Source organism: Kribbella turkmenica (genome assembly GCF_004348725.1).
Taxonomy (GTDB): domain Bacteria; phylum Actinomycetota; class Actinomycetes; order Propionibacteriales; family Kribbellaceae; genus Kribbella; species Kribbella turkmenica.
Genome location: NZ_SMKR01000044.1, coordinates 38445 through 44923, shown reverse-complemented (window position 1 = coordinate 44923; position 6479 = coordinate 38445). Strand labels below are relative to the sequence as shown.

Below are 6479 nucleotides of genomic sequence, written 5' to 3'. Positions count from 1 at the left end.
ATCTTCGGCAACTCCCCACGAGACGCCGCCCACGCGGTTCCTGTGACAGTCACTAGGCTGACCCGGTGGCAGACGAAGACATGTCCGGAGAAGTGGTGCCGTACCGGCCGGTCATCGACGCGGTGGTGATCGACTGCGCGGACCCGGCCCGCCTCGCCCAGTTCTGGCAGGCGCTCCTCGGCGGCGAGCTCCACACGCAGCCCGACGGTGTCACCGAGCTCACCGGTGGCCGCATCCGCCTCGACTTCGCCCGGGTCCCCGAGACGAAGCAGACCAAGAACCGCCTACACCTGGACCTTCACGTCCCCCCGGAATCCAAGGACCAGGCGATCGCCCACGCCCTCCACCTGGGCGCCACCCCCGCCCCCGACATCTACGACGGCACCCTCTGGCAAACCCTCAGAGACCCCGAAGGCAACGAGTTCTGCCTGATCTGGGGCGGCACCGGATAACAACAGCCCCCGCCCTACGTCTCCGCAGGTCAGGGGCTGCTTCGCGCTGGTGGCGGGTGCAGGGTTCGAACCTGCGTAGGCATACGCCGACAGATTTACAGTCTGCTCCCTTTGGCCGCTCGGGCAACCCGCCAGGGTGCTGCCGGTTCGTGAACCGGCGTGGGAGACGATACAACAGACAGTGCCCCTGACAGCAAATCGGAAAGGAACTGCCCATGGCATCGGAGTCCTCCTTCGACATCGTGAACAAGGTCGACCGTCAGGAGGTGGACAACGCCGTCAACCAGGCGGCGAAGGAGATCAGCCAGCGGTTCGACTTCAAGAACGTGGACGCGGGCATCAGGTGGTCCGGCGAGGCGATCGACATGCAGGCGAACACCGAGGAGCGGGTGAACGCCGTGCTCGACGTGTTCAAGGACAAGCTGGTCAAGCGGCAGATCTCGCTGAAGGGTCTCGAGGCGGACGAGCCGAAGCTGTCCGGGAAGGTCTACAAGATCAACGCCACGATCAGCGCCGGCATCACCCAGGAGAACGCGAAGAAGCTGTCCAAGCTGATCCGTGACGAGGGCCCGAAGGGCGTCAAGGCGCAGATCCAGGGCGACGAGCTCCGCGTCTCCAGCAAGAGCCGCGACGACCTGCAGGCCGTCCAGGCGCTCATCAAGGGCGAGGATCTCGACTTCGCTGTCCAGTTCGTCAACTACCGCTGACCGCGGGCCGGAGGACGTCGCCGTGAGTACGGCGGCGTCCGGTCCCGGCCGCCTGCCTAGTGGGGAAATCTGTCGCCTGTGTCGGTGTGGGCGGGCATGCTGTGCGCCGTGGAGAAAGTACGGCGGTGGGTGCGCGAGGACTTCGGCCTGGATGTGCGGGAACTCACGCCGGTGGGGCATGGGGCCGACGTGGCCGCGGACGTGTGGAAGGCGGCCACGGTCACCAACACGTACGCCGTGAAGTGGAGCGGAGCCGGCACCAACACCGGTCACCAGGTGGCCGCGTTCCTGGCCGACACGATCCCCGGAATCCCGGAGCCGGTCCGAACCGTCGAGGGCGGCCTCTGGACGTTCCACGGGAAGAAGAAGCGCCTGACGGTCACTCCGTGGATCGACGGCGTACGGGCGGCCGACACCGGACTGACCTCCGGGCAGTGGACGGAGTACGGCGTACTCGTCCGGCGGATCCATGAAGCCGAGCCGCCTGAACGGCTCCGCAACGCGCTGCCGCACCACAGCCCGGTCCGCGACCGCATCCCGGGCCTCGCCGAGGAACTCCACACCAGGCTGACCACGCAGCCGCCCGAGGACGACCTCGAGGCCGAGCTCGCGGCGGTCTGGAAGGAGCACAAGGACACGATCACCGGTCTGCTGGCGGCGCGCCCGCCGGAGCCGACCGGCCCCCGGGTCGTCTGCCACGCCGATCCGCACCTCGGCAACGTCCTCGTCGACAACGGGGTCCACCTGGTCGACTGGGACGACGTGGTCCACGCGCCCCGCGAGCAGGATCTGATGTTCCTCCTCGGCGGCATGGGCTCCCTCGGCCCCACCACCTCCGGGCAACTGACCGCCTTCTTCACCGGGTACGGCGACGTCCACCTCGACCAGGAGGCCCTCACCTACTACCGCCACGTCAGAGCCCTGGAAGACGCCGCACTCTGGGCCGAACAAGCCCTCACCGGGCCCGACCGCGGAGAATGCATCGACATTCTCCGCGGTGGGCTCGGACCCGGCGGTCTCGCCCGACTGGCACTGTCCTAGCGGAAGCGGTGGGTGACCCAGTTGGCGACCTGTGTGCCGAGTAAATCGCCCTCCTGCATGGCGTGGCGGAAGTGCAGGCCGGAGAGGATCCGGGCTTCCTGGACCTCGGCCCGGATGGCGGGCAGACGGTCGTACGAGCGGGCGGTGCCGGTGACGAGGCTGTCGATGGTCAGCGGGACCCGGCTGGTGTGGAAGTAGGCTTGTAGCGCCCGGGTGGCACCTGCGGTGAAGCAGGCGTGGCCGGACGGGTAGTCCGGGTGGTTGGCGCCGAGGAGCGGCTGCCACGTCGGGTCGGCCGTCGTCCGCGGGTTGCCGTCGCTGTCGGCGCGCTGAATGGCGTGCACCGGTCGCCAGAAGCGGTAGTGGTACTTCGCCTCCCAGCAGGCGATCAGAGCGTCGCCAATGGTCACGTGCACCAGGGCCAGCATCCGAGCCGCCTCGGACAACCCCAAGTGCCGCTCCTCAGCCAGACGCACGAGCGCACGGCTCCACTGCTGGGCAGTGTGCTCGGCCCAGAACATCGCGGTCTCGGTCTGCCGAGCGCTCCGCGCAGTACCGTCCTTGCGACCCAGCGAAGCCACTTCGGCCACGTCACGCGCGTACCGCTTGCTGGTCAACGGGTCGGGCCCGTCCGGCCGGAACTGCGCACGAGACCGCAGTACCAGCGGCCTGACCTGTGTGAGCACCAGATCCACCGGTGGAGTCGCCGCAGTCGGCTCCCACGCCCCCGGACCTGGCGGCCGCTGCACGTACGTCACCGGCTTCTCGAAACCGTCTCCGGCCCGCCACGCGAGCACGTCGGCCGCGACCGCTCGCCCGAGCGCGATCCCCCGGGTCTTGGCGCGCCCGTCCGGCACACCGGCCAGGTAGTCGGTGTACGCGGTCTCCAACGCCGCACCTGGAGCCCGAGCCTTCAGTACGTCGTACGCCGCGGTGGCGACCGCGGACGCAGCCGACGCGGACCGATCCGGACGTACGTCGGCCACGTACTGCCGACCGTGTCCCAGCCCAGCCACGGTGTCGGCGATCGCGATGTGCACGATGCCCATCAGTACCTCAGTTCCCGCCGGCGGCCGGCCGGACGCGACGATCGACTGCGCCGCGACCCGGCTCCACGTGAGCACCGGCTCAGCCGAAGCCCTGGAACCCGAGGCGGAGGCCGTGGACCCGGACGCGGGAGCCAGAGCCGCGGCAAGCGCCAGGGCGGAGGCGGCCAGCGCCGCCGGCCACCTCCGCATCCGTCGGGCCATCACCGGGCACCGGCCTGCGCCGCGCGGCCGGCCGGGATCCGTGGCAGCCGGCGACCCGCGATCGCCGTGACGACGGTGGCGGCGACGGCGGCGAGCACCATCAGCCCCACCACCTGCAGCAGAGACAGCCCGCTCTCGACGACCACAGTCGGCTGCGGCGGGTCGTACGCCGGCGGAGTCGCGGTATCAGGTTCGTTCGGTGGCAGCTTGGCGTAGGCCGTACCGCACAGTGCGACGACGGTCACCAGCAGTGCTGTGGTCAGCGCGGCCAGACGAGACAGCAGGTTCATGGTTCTTCCCTCCGAGTCGTGGAACTTTCACGACCAACCGTGAGGGTGGTGACCCGGTCGCAACCATACGCAGTTCGACGTATTCGCACGCCGCTGGAAGGGGCTTAGCCTGAACACAAGGGAGGGGTAATTCATGGAACAGCTGACCGTCACCGAAAGTGACCTGCGCAGGATCTTCGACGTGATCGATCTGGGGCAGCACGCCGGGCCCGACGAGGTGTACCCGCGGGGGCTGATGCGGGCGCTCGCCGAGCTGATCCCGGCCGACGACGTCACGTTCCAGGTCAGCCGGCCGCTGGATCGCGAGTTCGTCGCGTCCGAGGAGGTGACCGAGCAGCACGTCGATCTCGGCGAGGGCTGGGAGGACCTGTTCTGGCGGTCGTACTGGAACGACGGCGTCTGCAGCCGGCCGCAACGCACCGGCGACTACGTGAGCGTCTGGAAGGTCTCGGACTACCTGTCCGCGCGGCAGGTCGCGCGATCGGCCATCGGTGAGTGGTTCCGGGTGGTCGGGGTGCGCAGCGAGATCGCTGTACCCTTTCCGCCGTCCGGTAGCGAGGACCGGCGGCTGCTGCTGTTCCGTGGTCCCGGCCGGGACTTCACCGAACGCGAGCGGCTGCTGCTGCGGATGCTCCGACCGCATCTGGTCGAGGTGTACCGCGACCTCGAACGCCGCCGCGCCGGCATTCCGGACCTGACCAGCCGGCAGCTGGAGCTGCTGCGTCTCGTTGCCGAGGGCCACAGCAACACCCAGATCGCCCGCCGGCTGTTCGTTGCCGAAGGCACCGTTCGGAAGCACCTGGAGAACATTTACGAACGCCTCGGCGTGACGAGCCGGACGGCCGCGGTCGCGACCGCCTTCCCGCTGGCCGAGATCGCCTGACACGCGGCCCCGGCTCGCCGGATGACGAGCCGGGGCCAGCGGAAACCTCTACCCGGCGCAGAGTGCGAACGCGCCGGGCACCGCGGCGTCGATCGCCTCGAAGTCGAGGTGCGAGATCGCAGGTGTCCCGGAGTCCGCGCCCTTCTTCAGTGTTCCACCGGCCATCGTGCCGTGTGTGTTGATCAATGTGGACGTGGTCACCCCAGCGGCGGTGGCGATGTGCTCGATCCCTTCCGCGCACAGGCCGGGCAGGAACTCGGCCGCGATGCTGCCGAACGACACCCAGTTGGCCGAGCCTGCCATCCCCTGCGCAGCCTTGGCGTTCAGGCTGGTCTTGAAACAGAAGTGTGCGTTGGCCGGCCCCGTGGCGAGTCCGACGATCGCGACCGCACCTGCCCCCGTCATCAGTGCACGGCGAAGCAGCTTGTTCATGGTGTTTCCCCCATCCCCCACGCGAGCCGACTGCTCGCGAATTTGAGAACTCTGACAGGAGATCGCAGCAGGTTCAAGATCACACGCGATCACATCCAGTGACGGGTACGGGCGCGCACGTCAGTGATGCCGCATCCAGATGTTCGGCTCGCGGTAGACGCCGCGGTCGGCCGCGCGGTCGATCTCCAGCAGCGTCGGCCGGACCGGCGCGATCACCTGCGGCAGCCCGCCGTCGATCGCGCGCTGCCGCACCGCGGTGATCACCCGGCCGGCATGCCCCTGCCCCTGCTCGTCGTTCCGTACGGCGGCCGCCATCAGCACAAACGTGTTCGGTGCGACGCCTTCGGCGTACGACGTCGCCGCCCGCGCCAGCGAATCCGTGAACCCACCCGGAAGATCCCCGACCGTCCCGTCCCACGCGATCGGCACACCCCAGCACCCCGCGATCAGCCTTCGGTCGCCGGAGACCAGGTAGAACTCCCACTCCCAGAAGTACTCCGCGCGCCGATCGCTGTACTTCCTCACCCCGAGGTCGTGAAAGATGAACTCCGGCCAGTCCTCGACGAACCGCCGCCCGGCTTCTTCGTCGAACTCGGGCGCCGCGGTCACCGGGATCAACTCGTACCTGCCGGGCACGCTAACTCGCTGGCCCTGTACCGGCCACCGCGTTTCGGACCGCGCGGGGTGAAGCGCCGAGCTCGCGGCGGCAGGTCTTGTTGAAGGCCTGGAGATCGGGGATGCCGACCGAGGCCGCGACGGCGGGGATCGAGAGCGTGGACGAGACGAGCAGGTGGCGTGCGCGAGTCATCCGGCGCCGGCGGATGTAGGCGACCACGGTCTGGCCGGTCTCGGCGTGGAAGAGGCGGGTCAGGTGGTTGTGCGAGACGCCGGCCATCCGCGCGAGCGCCGGGATCGTCAGCGGCTGCGCGAGGTTGGCCTCGATGTAAGCGATCACCGCCGAGACCGCCGGGTGGATCGGCGTCTCGGCGCTTGCGGACGAGCCGAGCTCCACGATCCGCCACAACGCCGTCCAGACCTCGGCCGTCACCCGCGCGGACCCCGACGGCGAGGACTCCAGGGCCGAGCGCAGCAGGTCGGCCAGCACCGGCGCTGCCGCCCCGGCGTCCTGGACGACCGGCACGTACGACGGCTCGCCGACAGCCGCCGGCCGGAAGTGCACGTACAGGTGCTCCGAGCGGCCGCGGTAGTCGAACTGCACCTGCGTTCCGGCCGGGGTCAGGCTGACATATCCGGGCGCAACGGCGTACGTCGTCCCATCGAGCGTCAACTCGGCGGAGTAGCTGTACAGATGCAGCTGCCACAGGTCCGGCAACCGGAACACGTCTCGCAGGCTGCGGACGCCGTGGATCCCCGCACCGACGTTGACGACGTCCGGCGGCTCGGCCAGGTGCAACGCGATCATG

Annotated in this window: 9 protein-coding genes and 1 tRNA gene; 4 read left to right on the top strand and 6 right to left on the bottom strand. The window is 69.2% G+C overall.

Annotated elements, in window-relative coordinates; all coding sequences use genetic code 11:
* Positions 1–65: 65 nt before the first annotated feature.
* Entirely contained in the window at positions 66–452 is a 387-nt protein-coding gene (locus E1218_RS12755; protein WP_202865963.1) for a VOC family protein, read from the top strand.
* A gap of 47 nt (positions 453–499) precedes the next feature.
* Here E1218_RS12755 and E1218_RS12750 read toward each other — a convergent pair.
* A tRNA-Tyr gene (locus tag E1218_RS12750) sits at positions 500–585 on the bottom strand.
* An 82-nt stretch (positions 586–667) separates the two neighbouring features.
* Here E1218_RS12750 and E1218_RS12745 point away from each other — a divergent pair.
* The gene (locus E1218_RS12745; protein WP_132319594.1) at positions 668–1159 is read left to right on the top strand and encodes a YajQ family cyclic di-GMP-binding protein; all 492 of its coding nucleotides are present in this window, start codon (positions 668–670) and stop codon (positions 1157–1159) included.
* A 108-nt stretch (positions 1160–1267) separates the two neighbouring features.
* Complete coding sequence (locus tag E1218_RS12740) at positions 1268–2200, top strand: phosphotransferase (protein ID WP_165949245.1); 933 nt, start codon at positions 1268–1270, stop codon at positions 2198–2200.
* Here the strand turns inward: E1218_RS12740 and E1218_RS12735 are convergent.
* A complete protein-coding gene (locus E1218_RS12735; protein ID WP_132319590.1) occupies positions 2197–3324 on the bottom strand; it encodes a vanadium-dependent haloperoxidase in 1128 nt (375 codons plus the stop codon). The two genes, E1218_RS12740 and E1218_RS12735, sit on opposite strands and share 4 nt — an antisense overlap.
* A 125-nt stretch (positions 3325–3449) precedes the next feature.
* Positions 3450–3740, bottom strand: coding sequence for a hypothetical protein (locus tag E1218_RS12730; RefSeq protein WP_132319588.1), 291 nt, complete (start codon positions 3738–3740; stop codon positions 3450–3452).
* Positions 3741–3873: 133 nt separating this feature from the next.
* Between E1218_RS12730 and E1218_RS36625 the strand changes: the two genes are divergently transcribed.
* The gene (locus E1218_RS36625; RefSeq protein WP_202865962.1) at positions 3874–4623 is read left to right on the top strand and encodes a helix-turn-helix transcriptional regulator; all 750 of its coding nucleotides are present in this window, start codon (positions 3874–3876) and stop codon (positions 4621–4623) included.
* A gap of 48 nt (positions 4624–4671) precedes the next feature.
* Here the strand turns inward: E1218_RS36625 and E1218_RS12720 are convergent, their stop codons facing one another.
* From E1218_RS12720 to E1218_RS12710, 3 genes are all read right to left on the bottom strand, one after another.
* Positions 4672–5055, bottom strand: a complete 384-nt coding sequence (locus E1218_RS12720) for a hypothetical protein (RefSeq protein ID WP_132319586.1) — start codon at positions 5053–5055, stop codon at positions 4672–4674.
* Between the two features lie 120 nt (positions 5056–5175).
* Complete coding sequence (locus E1218_RS12715) at positions 5176–5691, bottom strand: hypothetical protein (RefSeq protein ID WP_132319584.1); 516 nt, start codon at positions 5689–5691, stop codon at positions 5176–5178.
* A gap of 1 nt (position 5692) precedes the next feature.
* Positions 5693–6478, bottom strand: coding sequence for an AraC family transcriptional regulator (locus tag E1218_RS12710; protein WP_132319582.1), 786 nt, complete (start codon positions 6476–6478; stop codon positions 5693–5695).
* Between the last annotated feature and the right edge of the window lies 1 nt (position 6479).

Excerpts from the sequence above, each read along its gene's own strand:
- E1218_RS12730 (WP_132319588.1), bottom strand. The coding sequence starts at position 3,740 with ATGAACCTGCTGTCTCGTCTGGCCGCGCTGACCACAGCACTGCTGGTG.
- E1218_RS12720 (WP_132319586.1), bottom strand. The coding sequence starts at position 5,055 with ATGAACAAGCTGCTTCGCCGTGCACTGATGACGGGGGCAGGTGCGGTC.
- E1218_RS12710 (WP_132319582.1), bottom strand. The coding sequence starts at position 6,478 with ATGATCGCGTTGCACCTGGCCGAGCCGCCGGACGTCGTCAACGTCGGT.
- E1218_RS12745 (WP_132319594.1), top strand. The coding sequence starts at position 668 with ATGGCATCGGAGTCCTCCTTCGACATCGTGAACAAGGTCGACCGTCAG.
- E1218_RS36625 (WP_202865962.1), top strand. The coding sequence starts at position 3,874 with ATGGAACAGCTGACCGTCACCGAAAGTGACCTGCGCAGGATCTTCGAC.